The organism is Pseudomonas sp. A125 (assembly GCF_055409485.1).
Map to the genome: position 1 here is coordinate 349,549 of NZ_JBUZVP010000003.1, position 12,659 is coordinate 362,207.

The following is a 12,659-nucleotide window of genomic DNA, read 5'->3' on the forward strand; positions in this document are numbered from 1 at the left end:
TGCAGTTCCTTTTTGCCGCGATTGGGCTGATCGGTTCAGGATAACTGATGGGGTATGCTTGCTCACCGCACAATTGCCAGGAAGAGGTGATCAATGACGTCATTTCGCGTTCGCGAGCTGAGCAGTACGGACACTGAAGCATTGCTGGCCTTCGAAGCCCTCAACCGTGAGTGGTTCGAGTCGCATATCGAAGCGCGCGACCCTTCGTTCTACTCAACGCAGGGCGTCGCCGAGCATATTGACGGTTATTTATCCGGCCTTGCCACCGGCGCCTGGCACCCGTTCGTGATCGAAGACGCCAGCGGCGAAATCGTCGGTCGCGCCAATCTGAAAAGCATCGATTCACCGAAGGGCTCTGCCGAAGTCGGTTACCGCGTGGGCGAGCGCTCGTGCGGGCAAGGGCTGGCAACCCTGGCGCTGAACCATCTTATCCACGAGGCAAAGGTGCGCTGGGCACTCAAGCAATTGGTGGCGTACGTGTACCCCGAGAATGTGGGCTCACAAAAAGTCCTGAGCCGTTGCGGGTTCGTGCCTGAACAGCCCGCACCGGACGGCACGCCCCAAAGCGAAAGCCGTTTCATCCTGACCCTTCAGGCCTGACGGCGCAGCACCCCGGCGAACCTTTACCCGGTAAACACCGTCCGAGCTAGGGCATTGATGCTCACCGCTCGCCGCGAGGTTTCCGTTTGAAAGCTGCCATCGTCAAAAAATACCGCTTGATCATCAAGACCATGGGCTATGTGGGCTGGGCGCTGTTCTGGCTGCTGCTGTGGGATATCGCCGTCACCGTGGACTTCATGCTGTTCCTCAACAGCAAGATCAACCTGCCGCTGATGCCGCTCACACTGCTCGGTTCGGCGCTGGTGGTGCTGATCAGTTTCCGCAACAGCAGCGCCTACAACCGCTGGTGGGAAGCGCGCACGTTGTGGGGGGCGATGGTCAACAATTCCCGCAGCTTTGCCCGGCAAGTGCTGACGCTGCTGGATGACCCGCACCACGAGGTCAACCCGATGAAGGCGACCCTGCTGCGCCGTCACGTGGCGTATGTGAACTGCCTGGCAGCCCACCTGCGGGGCCAGCCGTGCCCGGATGAGATTCGCGCGTTTCTGCCGGCGGAAGAGTTCACCCGCAGTACCACCACCAACAACTTTTCCAACGACATCCTCAATGGTTCCGCGGCGCTGCTGGCCCAGGAATACAAGGCCGGGCGCCTGGACAGTATTCGCCTGGCGCGGCTGGAATCGACCCTGGTGGACTTGTCCAACAGCCAGGGCGGCATGGAGCGCATCGCCAACACGCCGCTGCCCTACCCGTACGTGTATTTCCCACGGCTGTTCATTTCGCTGTTCTGCCTGATCGTGCCGGTGGGCCTGGTGGAATCCCTGGGTTGGTTCACTCCGTTGGCCTCCACCGTGGTGGGTTTTATGCTGCTGGCCATCGAGCGCATCGGCACCGATTTGCAAAGCCCGTTTCGTGACAGCGAGCACCAGATCCAGATGGAAGCCCTCTGCGAAACCATCGAGAAAAACCTGCAGTCGATGCAGCGTGATTCCTTGGGCGGCGATCGAATCATCTGACCGCTCCAGCGCCGCTAACAAAAAAAACCAGCCATTGGTGAATTATTCAGTGTCCGCATGTATCTGACCCAATAAGCGCATGCCACCAAAACAGTGGCATCGAAATGGACCTGCGGCTGAGTAACTCCCATGAAATCACGCAAGAAAACCGTCAATCCGATTGGATTGGATGACATCACCATTGTCGACGACGCCAAGATGCGCAAGGCGATCACCGCCGCTGCGCTGGGCAACGCCATGGAGTGGTTCGACTTCGGGGTGTATGGCTTCGTCGCCTATGTGCTCGGCAAGGTGTTTTTCCCCGAGGCGTCCCCCAGCGTACAAATGATCGCTGCCCTGGCGACCTTCTCGGTGCCGTTCCTGATCCGCCCGCTGGGCGGCTTGTTCTTCGGCAGGTTGGGCGACAAATACGGCAGGCAGAAGGTCCTGGCGGCGACGATCGTGATCATGTCCCTGAGCACCTTTGCCATCGGGCTGATCCCCTCCTACGACTCGATCGGCATCTGGGCACCGATCCTGTTGCTGCTGGCCAAGATGGCCCAGGGCTTCTCGGTTGGCGGCGAATACACCGGCGCCTCGATCTTCGTCGCCGAATACGCCCCGGACCGCAAGCGCGGCTTCCTCGGCAGTTGGCTGGACTTCGGCTCCATCGCCGGCTTCGTCCTCGGCGCAGGTGTGGTGGTGCTGATTTCTGCGGTGATCGGCGAAGACGCGTTCCAGTCCTGGGGCTGGCGCCTGCCGTTCTTCCTCGCCCTGCCGTTGGGCATGATCGGGCTGTACTTGCGCCACGCCCTGGAAGAGACACCGGCCTTCCAACAGCACGTGGAACAGCTCGAACAAGGCGATCGCGAAGGCTTGGCGGGCGGCCCGAAAGTGTCGTTCAAGGAAGTTGCCACCAAACACTGGCGCAGCCTGATGACGTGCGTCGGCGTGGTGGTGGTGACCAACGTCACGTACTACATGCTGCTCACCTACATGCCGAGCTACCTGTCGCACAACCTGCACTACAGCGAAAACCATGGCGTGCTGATCATCATCGCGATCATGGTCGGCATGTTGTTCGTGCAGCCGCTGATTGGCTTTGTCAGCGACAAAGTCGGGCGTAAACCCTTCATCCTCATCGGCAGCATCGCCCTGTTCTTCCTCGCCATTCCGGCGTTCATGCTGATCAACAGCGGCAAACTCGGGCTGATTTTCTCGGGGCTGCTGATCATTGCAGTGGTGCTCAACTTCTTTATCGGCGTGATGGCGTCCACCCTGCCGGCGATGTTCCCTACGCACATTCGCTACAGCGCGTTGGCTAGTGCCTTCAATATTTCGATCCTGGTCGCGGGCCTGACGCCGACCGCCATGGCCTGGCTGGTAGAAACCACCAACAACCTGTACATGCCGGCCTACTACCTGATGGTGTTCGCCGTGCTGGGCCTTTTCACTGCGCTGACCATGAAAGAAACCGCCAACAAACCCCTGCGCGGCGCGGCACCGGCGGCTTCGGATCTGGAGGAAGCCAAAGAGCTGCTGCAGGAGCATGAAGACAATATCGAACAGAAGATCGAAGACATCGACGCGCAAATCGCCGAGCTGGAAGCCAAGCGCGAGAACCTGGTGCAGCAGCATCCACGCATCAATTGACGCAACATATTTAGAAACGAATACCCGGTGAACTAACGCGCAAGCATCACGCTCCTTCCTTAAGCGCAGTCAGCGCGGCCCTGATGAGCCTCATCAGGGCCGCTCAACGATAAGGAGCCGCCCGTGACCGTCACCACCGCCCTCACCTACCGCTGCACGCCTGGCCCGCTTCACGCGACCTTGCTTGCCGGTACCGTCCCACTGTTTCTCGGCGCCTTGCTGAGTGACATTGCCTACACCCAGACCTACCAGATTCAATGGAGCAACTTCGCCGCCTGGCTGATCGCTGGCGCCCTGGTGTTCTGTGGGCTGGCGGGGTTGTTTGCATTGGTCAACCTGGTGCGCGCCGACCGCAAGGCCGGGCGCCCCACGCTGTACTTGCTGCTGTTGCTGGTGACCTGGGCGCTGGGGTTGGTCAACGCCTTCGAACATGCGAAAGATGCATGGGCCGTGATGCCGTCGGGCCTGGTGCTGTCCGCGATTGTGACCCTGCTGGCCTGCGTGACCACGTGGGTCGGGCTGACCAGCCTGCGTTCCGGAGGTGGCCAATGAAGCATTCCGGCGCACTGACCGTTTTAAGCATGGCGATGTTATTGAGCGCCTGCGGTGGCGAAGCCGACAGCACCCAAGCTCGCGGCCCAGACCCCAAGCTGCCGGAACCCCAGCGCAGCCTTCTGCCCAGCATGAAGATCGCCGAACCGGTGGCCTGGGGCGAGCAGAAACCCACGGTGCCCGAGGGTTACAGCGTCACGGCCATCGCCACCGACCTGCGGATCCCGCGCCAGACCCTGGTGCTGCCCAACGGCGACATCCTCGTCGCGGAAGGCCGGGGCGGCAGCGCGGCGAAACTCAAGCCCAAGGACGTGATCGCCAGCGTGATCAAGGCCGAGGGCAACACCAAGGTCAAGGGCGGCAACCGCCTGACCCTGCTGCGCGATGCCGACGGCGACGGCACCTATGAGTTGAAAACCGTGTTCGCCGACAACCTCAACGCGCCGTATGGGTTGGCATTTGCCGACGGCAAGCTGTACGTGGCCAACCAGGATGCACTGGTGCGCTTCGACTACGAGGATGGCCAGACCAAAGCCGGCGGCCCGCCTACCACCGTCACCGACCTGCCCGCCGCGATCAATCATCACTGGACCAAATCCCTGGCGATCAGCCCCGATGGCCGCTCGCTGTACGTGGGCATCGGCTCCAACAGCAACATCACCGAGCGCGGCATGGAGGTCGAGATTGACCGGGCGATGGTCTGGCAGATCGACGCTGCCACCGGCGCCCACAAGCCTTACGCCACCGGCTTGCGCAACCCGACCGCCCTGACCATTCAGCCAGGCTCCGGGCAAGTGTGGGCAGTGGTGAACGAGCGGGATGAGTTGGGGCCGGACCTGGTGCCGGATTACTTGACCTCGGTACGCGAAGGCAAGTTCTACGGCTGGCCCTACAGCTATTGGGGCCAGAACGTCGACACCCGCGCCCAACCACAGAACCCGGCCAAGGTCGCCGCCGCGATCAAACCGGATTACAGCCTGGGTTCTCACGTCGCGGCACTGGGCGTCGATTTCTCCATCCCGGCCATGGGCGAGAAGTTCGCCGACGGTGTATTCGTGGGCGAGCACGGCAGCTGGAACCGCGATAACCCGGTGGGCTACAAGGTGATCTTCGTGCCGTTCCGCGACGGGCGGCCAGCGGGTGAACCGCTGGACTTCGCCACGGGCTTTCGTGGTGAAGACGGCAAGACGCGTGGGCGGCCGGTGGGTGTGACTGTTGACCCACGGGGTGCGCTGATCATTGCCGATGACCTGGCCAACACCGTGTGGCGGGTGACGCGCAATAAATGAGGCCCGAACCTGCCAACGTGGTTGCCTTCCCGTGGGGCGCGGCGGTACCTTCGCCGCACTCACGAACAGGAAGGTAACCGCAATGCCAGACACCACCGACAACGGCTTCTACGATCGCGCCGACGCGCACATCGAGCTGTCGAACGAGCAGTTCCGGGAATTCGCCGACCTGGGCAAAGTCAGCGCCTCGATGATGTTCGGCACCACCCGCTTCAATGCCTGGGTCAGCGCCCGCAGCTTTAAATCCGGCGAAGAAATGGCCCAGGCGCGTGAGGCAATGCTCAAGTATTTCTGTGACCAGTACCGGATGATGCTTGAGGACAACCTCGACGATCACATCAAAAACTTCAACCAGTACATGCTCGTTAAAGGCAGTTGACCTGCCCGGCTGCCACACTCAGTGTGCGGCGGCTGCGGGTTTGCCGTGCGCCCTGTGCCCCGGCGTAAAGCCATGGAGTCGCGCACGCCACACCATTGCAAAACCCACCGCCAGCAACACCAGCATCGCCCACGGGAATGACGCCACGCCCCAGGTATCGAGCAACACCCCGCCCACCACACCACTGCCCGCAATCGCGCAGTTCCACGCCACCACATTCAGCGACAGCGCCACGTCTGCCCCCTCTCCAGCGGCATCCGCCAATGCGGTTTGCAGCAGCGTCGCCGCGCCGCCAAAACTCAAGCCCCATACCGCCACACCGATATAAATCACCCCGGGCACGTCCGCCAGAAAACCGAACGCCAGGCACGTCGCCGCAAAGCCCGCCAGGCTGGTCAACACGGTGGTGCGCAATGCCGTTTCGACTAATTTGGCGGTCAGCCAAATCCCCACCAGCGCTGCCACACCAAACACCAACAGCACCAGGTCCACGCGGTCTACCAACCCCGCAGGCATCACAAACGGCGCGATGTACGTGTAGAGAATGTTGTGGGCAAGCATCCACGCAATCACCACCGCCAGCACCGGCCGCACACCCGGAGTGGTCAACACCTTGCGCAGCGGCATGCGCTGATGGGCCGACTGGCCGGGGTAATCCGGCACCTTCACCAGCACCCAGGCAATCAACACCAACGTCAGCGCCGACATGATGCCAAACGTCGTGCGCCAGCCCACCAACCCACCCAGCCATGTACCCAACGGCACCCCGAGAGACAGCGCGATCGGTGTGCCCACCATCGCGAGCGCCAGTGCCTTGCCCTGTTGATGCGGCGCCACCATGCGCCGCGCATACCCGGCCAACAAGCTCCATGCGAGCCCGGCCGCCATCCCGGCGAGAAACCGCGCCAGCAGTGTCAGCCCGTAGTGGGACGACAACGCCGTGATTGAATTGAACAGCAAAAAACCGATGATGGTCAGCAACAGCACATTGCGCCGGCGCCAGCCGCGGGTGGCGATGGTCAGCGGGATCACCGCCAGCACCGAGCCCAGGGCGTAGGCGGTCACCATCTGCCCGGCCATCGACGGCGAAATCGCCAGGCCTTCGCTGATCAGCGGCAACAAGCCCGCCGGCAGGGTTTCGGTGACGATGCAGATGAAACCGGTCATGGCCAGGGCGAGCAAGGCGCCGATGGGTAAACGGTCGGGAACGGCGCCTGCCGATAAGGTACTTGAGGGGGTCACAGGGAAACTCCTTGAACATGGGATATCGAGTTAAATACCGATCGATATAAATGTTGGGCGAGTCATCCAGCGTTGTCAACGACTTATGTATCGACTAGTATTTATCTAATCACCCGAGAGGATTTCCACATGGCGCAGATGGGCCGCCCCCGCACCTTCGACCGCGAACAGGCCGTGGAACAGGCCATGCACCTGTTCTGGCAGCACGGTTACGACGCGACGTCCCTGAGCCAGTTGAAAGCCGGATTGGGCGGCGGCATCTCCGCGCCGAGTTTCTATGCGGCGTTCGGCTCCAAGGACGCGCTGTTCCAGGAATGCGTGCAGCGTTATCTGGCGACATACGCCCAGGTCACCGAATGCCTGTGGGATGACAGCCTGCCACCGCGCCAGGCCATCGAGACCGCGCTGCGCCAATCGGCGCGCATGCAGTGTGAAGACGGCCACCCCAAGGGCTGCATGGTGGCCTTGGGCGTGATGAGCGCGCCCTCCCCCGAGAACACGCAAGTGACTCATGCCCTGACCCATTCCCGCGAACGCACAAGGGCGGGCATCGTGCATTGCGTAGAGCGTGGCATCAGCGCTGGCCAGTTACCGGCCGAGACCAACGCCCGCGCCATGGCTACGGTCTACGACAGTTTCTTGCAGGGCGTGTCGATCCTCGCTCGCGATGGCGTGGATGCCAACGCCATCGACAACGCGATTGGCCAACTGATGCTGACCTGGGATTTATCTGCCGCTACTGCGCCGCCCACTCGGCACGGTGCTCCAGCAGAAAGTCGACAAACGCGCGCACCCGATGCGGCACGTAGCGACCGTGGGGATACAGCAAGGTAAACGGCCGCGAACGCCCGCCGTAAGGTTGCAAGACCTCCACCAGGCTAACGTTGGCCAACTCTTGCTCCACAATGAATTTGTAGGTCTGGAACAACCCCGCGCCGTGCTTGGCCAGGGTCACGCCACCCAGCACATCGTCGGAACAGCTGTATCCCGCCTCCCCGGCAAACTCCCGCTCCTTGCCATCCGCCTGGAACAACCAGGCAATGCGCCGCCCGTTGCTTGGCAATTCGTACTGGATGCACTCATGGGCCGGCAAGTCCTCCAGGGCCAGGGGCGTGCCGGCGCGTTGCAGATACGCCGGTGCCGCGACCACCACCAGCCTGGCGTCTTCGAGCAACCGCGCGATCAGCGTCGAGTCCGGCTGGGCACGTACGCGGATGGCCAGGTCATAGCCTTCAGCGACGAAATCGATGTTGCGGTTGCTGATGTGGATGTCCACGGTGACTTGCGGGTACAGCGCACGAAACTTCGGCAGCAGCGGCAGGATACGGTGATGGCCATAGGTGGTCGGGATACTGATGCGCAACAGCCCGGACGGCACCGATTGCGCGCCCATCATTTCCTGCTGGGCTTCCACCAGTTGCGTCAGGGCCTGGCGGCATTGCTCGAAAAAGGTCCGGCCGCCATCGGTCAGGCGGATGCTGCGGGTGGTTCGCACAAACAGCCGGGAACCCAGGCGCTCCTCCAGCCGCGAGATGCTGCGGCTCACCGCCGCCGGGGTCACCCCGGCCACCTGGGCGGCGGCGGTAAAGCTGCTGGCCTCGGCGGCCAGGCAGAACAGCTCGATGCTGCCCAGCTGCAGGTCTTCGAAATGGCGCTTCATGATTGATTACACCGGGTATCTACTTATGGATTCACCTGCTCTGTTTATCAGCACAGGCCGCATAAATATAGAGCGCTTCCCGGCCCACGCTTGCTTTCGTTCCATGCACACCGCTAATCTTGCGAATAATTCTTATCCGCAGACACTCCCGCCATGTCCGCCAGCGACCTTCCCTTGAACCAGGCCGTCCATATGCTCTACGCCGAGCACCATGGCTGGTTGTTCGGCTGGCTGCGCAAAAAGCTCGGTTGCCCGCAAAACGCGGCCGACCTGTCCCATGACACCTTCGTACGCATCCTCGCGTCCCGCGATGCCCTGGGCGGCATGCGCGAGCCCCGGGCGTTCCTCACGACCACGGCGCGCCACCTGATCATCGACCGCGCCCGCCGCCGCCAGATCGAGGACGCCTACCTGCGGGAACTGGCATTGACCATCGATATGCTGGAAAGCTGCCAGCAATCGCCGGAACAGATCCTGCTGACCCTCGAAGCCCTGGAGCAAATTGCGTTCGTGCTCGATGGCCTGGGGCTGAATGCCCGGCAGGCGTTCCTGATGCACTTCCTGGAAGGGCTGCGCCAGGCTGAAATCGCCAGCCGCCTGGGGATTTCCGAGCGCATGGTGCGCAAACACCTGATGAACGCCCTGGTGCACTGCCACCACGCGCTGGATGTTTAAGCCCATGCTCGACGCCCCACAGAGCCTTGACGAGCAAGCCGCCAGTTGGGTGATGCGCCTGCATGACGGCAACCTCAGCGAGCGCGAGCGCCAGCAGTTCGAGCAGTGGAAGGCCCAGGACCCGCAACATGGCGCCGCGATAGAACGCCTGCAAGGTTTCGTCGGCCGCTTGCAGGCGCTGCGCCCGCAACATGCGCCGGTGCATGCCGCACTGGATGCGGCGCTGGTAAAACGCCGGCGCGCCCCGGCCGGCAGGGTCGTGCTGGGCCTGATGCTGGCCCTGCCCCTGGCATTGTTGCTGCGCAGTTACCCTGCGAGTTATTTGCTGGCAGACCAGCGCACCGCGCCGGCCCAATGGCAACGCATCGACCTGGACGACGGCTCGCAGTTGACCCTCAGCGGCAACAGCGCGGTGGACCTGTCCTTCAACCCGCAACAACGCCAGGTGAAACTGCTGCGCGGGGAAATCCTCGTGCAAGTGGCCCACGACGCCACGCGGCCATTTATCGTGGTGACCGAAGACGGGCAAATGCGTGCCCTTGGTACCCGCTTCACGGTCAAGCGTGAAGGGGCCGGCACGCTGCTGACCATGCTCGAATCGAAGGTCGCGGCCCAGGATGCCGGCCAGCATCCGGCTGTCGATGTCAGTGCCGGTGAACAGGCGCGTATCACCCCGCAAGCGGTCACGCGGCTGGGCCGTGTCGACACCCGGGCAACCAACGACGCCTGGCAATACCACCAGTTGGTGGTACAGGACCGGCCACTGCCGGAAGTGCTCGATGAACTCGCCCGCCAGTACGGCGGCCACCTGCAATTCGACCGCGAGCAACTGGCCGACTTGCGGGTGTCGGCCGTGCTGCCGCTGGATGAGCCCAGGCGTGCGCTGCAATTGATCAGCGACGCGTTCCCGGTGCGGGTGCGCTCGTTCAGCCCGCTGTGGTTGAAGATCGAGCGCGAAAAATAAATCCACGCGCCGGGTTCCGCTTTTTGCAATCGCCCCGTCAAGGAAGAAAGCACCTCATCACAGGAACCTCTTCCATGCCACCGGACTTCAACGTTTCGCGCCACCCCAAGCGTTCTTTCGTGCCCCTTGCCCTGGCGATCAACCTGGCCACGTTCTCGCTGCTCGGCCCAGGCTTCAGCATGCCGGTGGCGGCGCAGAGCGAGGTGCAGCGCTACGCCATTGCCCCCGGTGCGCTGGGCCCGGCCCTGAACCTGTTCGCCCAGCAGGCGCGCGTGGCGTTGCTGTTTGATGCGCGCAGCGTTGCCGGCCTGAGCACCGCGGGGTTGCGAGGTGAGTTCGCGGTCAACCAGGGTTTTGCCCGGCTGCTCCAGGGCAGTGGGTTCCAGGCGGTGCAAGGTGGCAACGGGTTTGTGCTAACGCCGGTCAGCAACGCTACCGGCGCACTGGAACTGGCGCCCACTGCCGTTACCGGGCTAACTGAAGAAGCCTCCACCGAACACGTCAAAGGCTATGTAGCCACCCGCAACCTGAGCGCCACCAAGACCGACACGCCGATCATCGAAACCCCGCAATCACTGTCGGTAGTCACCAGTGACGAGATTCGCGATCGCCAATCGGAAACCCTGTCCCAAACCCTTGACCTGACGCCCGGCTTCACCAGCCAGCCCACCAGTTTCAACCGCACCTCGGACCGCTTCCGCATCCGTGGTTTCGACGTCGAGTCGGCCACCGGCGGCTCCCTGCGCGACGGCCTGCGCCTGCAAAACAATTCCTACGACGGCGTACAGGAACCCTACGGCCTGGAGCGCGCCGAAGTGATTCGTGGCGCGGCCTCGGTGCTCTACGGCCAACTGTCGCCGGGCGGGCTGATCAATACCGTGAGCAAGCGTCCGAGCCAGACGCCGTATCACGAGGTGAACGTGCAGGCCGGGCAGAACGAGCGCAAGCAATTGTCCGCCGATTTCACCGGCCCGCTGGGCGACAGCGAGACCCTGAGCTACCGCCTGACCCTGCTGGACCGCAAGAGCGACACCAGCGCCGACCACATCGACAACGACAAGGTCTACGTCGCCCCCGCCCTGACCTGGCGCCCGGATGACGACACTTCGCTGACCCTGCTGTCGTTCTACCAAAAGACCGAGACCGGTTTCTCCGCGCCCCTGCCCTATCAGTTGGTCAAGGGCGTCGGTGACGGCAAGTTCCAGATCGGCCGCCATGACTTTATCGGCGACCCGAACTACGACGAAATGAACGGCGAGATGTCGGCGCTGGGTTATGAGTTCGAGCACCGTTTCGACGAGCACACCCGCATCAGCAACAAGCTGCGCTATTACCAGTCGCAGGTGACCTGGCGCTACCTGCAAGTGAACGCCACGCCCGCCTTCATCACGACGGCGCAAAACACCGGGATTCTGCGTCGCCAATACAGCGACCGCGTCGAACGCTCCCGTGGTTTGGCCAGCGATACCAACATCGAAAGCAAATGGCAGTTCGGCGATTGGCAGCACACCTTCCTGCTGGGCTTCGACGGCTATGACACCAGCTACGACTCCCACAACTTCCGGGGCAATGCGCCGTCGCTGAACCTGGCGAACTACATCAACAACCAGCCGGTGGTGGTCAACCGCGCACCGAATACCGACCGTGGCTCGCAGATCGACACCTTGCAAAAAGGCGTGTACTTCCAGGACCAGATCAAATTCGACGAACACTGGATTGCCGTGTTGGGCGGCCGCCACGACTGGGCCGACCAGGACACCGAACTGTTCCGTAACTCAGCCAAAACCAGCCAGAGCGACGAGTCCACCACCTGGCGCGCGGGGCTGGTGTACAAGGCTGACAACGGCCTGGCGCCGTACCTGAGCTACAGCGAATCGTTCTTCCCGGTTGCAGGCGTGGGCAAGGCCGGGCAGGCGTTTGTGCCCACCGAAGGCAAGCAATACGAAATCGGCATCCGCTACCAGCCCGAAGGCAGCGCCACCTTGCTGAGTGCCGCCGTGTACCAGTTGGTGCAGAAAAACGTGCTGACCCAGGACCCCACCGACCTCACCCAAACATACTCGGTGCAAACCGGCGAGGTGCGTTCCCGTGGCCTGGAGCTGGAGGCCAAGACCGAAGTCACCCCCAACCTCAGCCTGATCAGCTCGTACGCCTACATCGACGCGCGCATCACCAAAAGCAACATCGCCAGCGAAGTCGGCCAGCGTAGCGAAGACACGCCCTATCACCAGGCGGCACTCTGGGCCGATTACCGCCTGGCAGAACTGGGCGTGCCGCAGCTGCGCATCGGTGGCGGGGCGCGTTACAAGGGCACGACCCAAGCCTCCGGGATTCCGTCAGCGATGCCCGCCTACACACTGTATGACGCCCGCGCCAGCTACGAGATCGACCCGCATTGGGAGGTCGCGCTCAACGCCAACAACGTCACCAACAAACGCTACACCTACTGCGAGTTCGCGATTTGCCGGTATGGCGATGAGCGGCAGTTGGTCAGTTCGGTGACATATCGCTGGTGAGCTTGAGGGGTTGGGGTTGGGGTTGGGGGCATATCCGTTATTTGAGTGATGGCTTGTATTGGTTCCGCTCTTACAGCCACCCCTTTCAAGGTCTTGGTTTAAAATCCCCCAACCGATTCAGTCAGGACGACGAGACTATGTGGGAAAAGGTTTTAGAGCGATTTGAAAAACAA

Annotated in this window: 12 protein-coding genes; 10 read left to right on the forward strand and 2 right to left on the reverse strand. The window is 62.4% G+C overall.

The features are described from left to right. Positions 1-93 precede the first annotated feature (93 nt). From ACZRN6_RS06735 to ACZRN6_RS06760, 6 genes are all read left to right on the forward strand, one after another. Positions 94-600 carry a GNAT family N-acetyltransferase gene (locus ACZRN6_RS06735; protein ID WP_464007520.1) on the forward strand — a complete coding sequence of 169 codons (507 nt, stop codon included), beginning with the start codon at positions 94-96 and terminating at the stop codon, positions 598-600. An 86-nt stretch (positions 601-686) separates the two neighbouring features. Then, the gene (locus ACZRN6_RS06740) at positions 687-1,577 is read left to right on the forward strand and encodes a bestrophin family protein (protein ID WP_322144201.1); all 891 of its coding nucleotides are present in this window, start codon (positions 687-689) and stop codon (positions 1,575-1,577) included. 129 nt (positions 1,578-1,706) lie between these two features. Further along, positions 1,707-3,209, forward strand: coding sequence for a glycine betaine/L-proline transporter ProP (gene proP, locus ACZRN6_RS06745; protein WP_322144200.1), 1,503 nt, complete (start codon positions 1,707-1,709; stop codon positions 3,207-3,209). Positions 3,210-3,332: 123 nt separating this feature from the next. Next, the gene (locus tag ACZRN6_RS06750; protein WP_322144199.1) at positions 3,333-3,761 is read left to right on the forward strand and encodes a DUF2231 domain-containing protein; all 429 of its coding nucleotides are present in this window, start codon (positions 3,333-3,335) and stop codon (positions 3,759-3,761) included. Continuing rightward, entirely contained in the window at positions 3,758-5,050 is a 1,293-nt protein-coding gene (locus ACZRN6_RS06755; protein WP_322144198.1) for a PQQ-dependent sugar dehydrogenase, read from the forward strand. Before ACZRN6_RS06750 ends, ACZRN6_RS06755 begins: the two co-directional genes overlap by 4 nt. A gap of 82 nt (positions 5,051-5,132) precedes the next feature. After that, entirely contained in the window at positions 5,133-5,429 is a 297-nt protein-coding gene (locus tag ACZRN6_RS06760) for a DUF3144 domain-containing protein (protein ID WP_322144197.1), read from the forward strand. Positions 5,430-5,447: 18 nt separating this feature from the next. Here the strand turns inward: ACZRN6_RS06760 and ACZRN6_RS06765 are convergent, their stop codons facing one another. Beyond that, a complete protein-coding gene (locus ACZRN6_RS06765) occupies positions 5,448-6,671 on the reverse strand; it encodes an MFS transporter (RefSeq protein WP_322144196.1) in 1,224 nt (407 codons plus the stop codon). 129 nt (positions 6,672-6,800) lie between these two features. On the opposite strand from ACZRN6_RS06765, the gene ACZRN6_RS06770 reads away from it, so the two are divergent. After that, entirely contained in the window at positions 6,801-7,505 is a 705-nt protein-coding gene (locus ACZRN6_RS06770; protein ID WP_464007521.1) for a TetR/AcrR family transcriptional regulator, read from the forward strand. Here ACZRN6_RS06770 and ACZRN6_RS06775 read toward each other — a convergent pair. Further along, a complete protein-coding gene (locus ACZRN6_RS06775) occupies positions 7,408-8,331 on the reverse strand; it encodes a LysR family transcriptional regulator (protein WP_464007522.1) in 924 nt (307 codons plus the stop codon). The two genes, ACZRN6_RS06770 and ACZRN6_RS06775, sit on opposite strands and share 98 nt — an antisense overlap. A gap of 153 nt (positions 8,332-8,484) precedes the next feature. Between ACZRN6_RS06775 and ACZRN6_RS06780 the strand changes: the two genes are divergently transcribed. From ACZRN6_RS06780 to ACZRN6_RS06790, 3 genes are all read left to right on the forward strand, one after another. After that, positions 8,485-9,006 (forward strand): sigma-70 family RNA polymerase sigma factor, encoded by a 522-nt coding sequence (locus ACZRN6_RS06780; protein ID WP_322144193.1) that lies wholly within the window; start codon positions 8,485-8,487, stop codon positions 9,004-9,006. Positions 9,007-9,010: 4 nt separating this feature from the next. Continuing rightward, on the forward strand, positions 9,011-9,970 hold the full coding sequence (locus ACZRN6_RS06785) for a FecR family protein (RefSeq protein WP_464007523.1): 960 nt from the start codon (positions 9,011-9,013) through the stop codon (positions 9,968-9,970). Between the two features lie 74 nt (positions 9,971-10,044). Then, positions 10,045-12,486, forward strand: a complete 2,442-nt coding sequence (locus ACZRN6_RS06790) for a TonB-dependent siderophore receptor (protein WP_464007524.1) — start codon at positions 10,045-10,047, stop codon at positions 12,484-12,486. Positions 12,487-12,659: the final 173 nt, after the last annotated feature.

Excerpts from the sequence above, each read along its gene's own strand:
- ACZRN6_RS06735 (WP_464007520.1), top strand. The coding sequence starts at position 94 with ATGACGTCATTTCGCGTTCGCGAGCTGAGCAGTACGGACACTGAAGCA.
- proP (WP_322144200.1), top strand. The coding sequence starts at position 1,707 with ATGAAATCACGCAAGAAAACCGTCAATCCGATTGGATTGGATGACATC.
- ACZRN6_RS06755 (WP_322144198.1), top strand. The coding sequence starts at position 3,758 with ATGAAGCATTCCGGCGCACTGACCGTTTTAAGCATGGCGATGTTATTG.
- ACZRN6_RS06760 (WP_322144197.1), top strand. The coding sequence starts at position 5,133 with ATGCCAGACACCACCGACAACGGCTTCTACGATCGCGCCGACGCGCAC.
- ACZRN6_RS06770 (WP_464007521.1), top strand. The coding sequence starts at position 6,801 with ATGGCGCAGATGGGCCGCCCCCGCACCTTCGACCGCGAACAGGCCGTG.
- ACZRN6_RS06775 (WP_464007522.1), bottom strand. The coding sequence starts at position 8,331 with ATGAAGCGCCATTTCGAAGACCTGCAGCTGGGCAGCATCGAGCTGTTC.
- ACZRN6_RS06780 (WP_322144193.1), top strand. The coding sequence starts at position 8,485 with ATGTCCGCCAGCGACCTTCCCTTGAACCAGGCCGTCCATATGCTCTAC.
- ACZRN6_RS06785 (WP_464007523.1), top strand. The coding sequence starts at position 9,011 with ATGCTCGACGCCCCACAGAGCCTTGACGAGCAAGCCGCCAGTTGGGTG.
- ACZRN6_RS06790 (WP_464007524.1), top strand. The coding sequence starts at position 10,045 with ATGCCACCGGACTTCAACGTTTCGCGCCACCCCAAGCGTTCTTTCGTG.